The sequence below is a fragment of the Burkholderia anthinoferrum genome (assembly GCF_002925705.1).
Lineage (GTDB): Bacteria > Pseudomonadota > Gammaproteobacteria > Burkholderiales > Burkholderiaceae > Burkholderia > Burkholderia semiarida.
The window spans coordinates 1-228 of sequence record NZ_LFZP01000094.1; the positions used below are offsets into that span (position 1 = coordinate 1).

2 tRNA genes are annotated in these 228 nt (G+C 62.3%); both read left to right on the plus strand.

Features of this window, described 5'->3' with window-relative positions:
* The first annotated feature begins 2 nt into the window (after positions 1-2).
* Positions 3-78 (plus strand) — tRNA-Glu (locus C5F75_RS36055).
* A gap of 73 nt (positions 79-151) precedes the next feature.
* A tRNA-Asp gene (locus C5F75_RS36060) sits at positions 152-228 on the plus strand.

Here is a 228-nt window from a genome sequence, read left to right on the forward strand (position 1 = left end):
TTGTCCCCTTCGTCTAGAGGCCTAGGACATCACCCTTTCACGGTGAGTACAGGGGTTCGAATCCCCTAGGGGACGCCAGATTTCGGCGTCGTTCGAACAAACGACGCGCCGGCAGGAGGTAACCGACGCCTGCCAGGCAAGCAGCAAGACTGGAGCGGTAGTTCAGTCGGTTAGAATACCGGCCTGTCACGCCGGGGGTCGCGGGTTCGAGTCCCGTCCGCTCCGCCA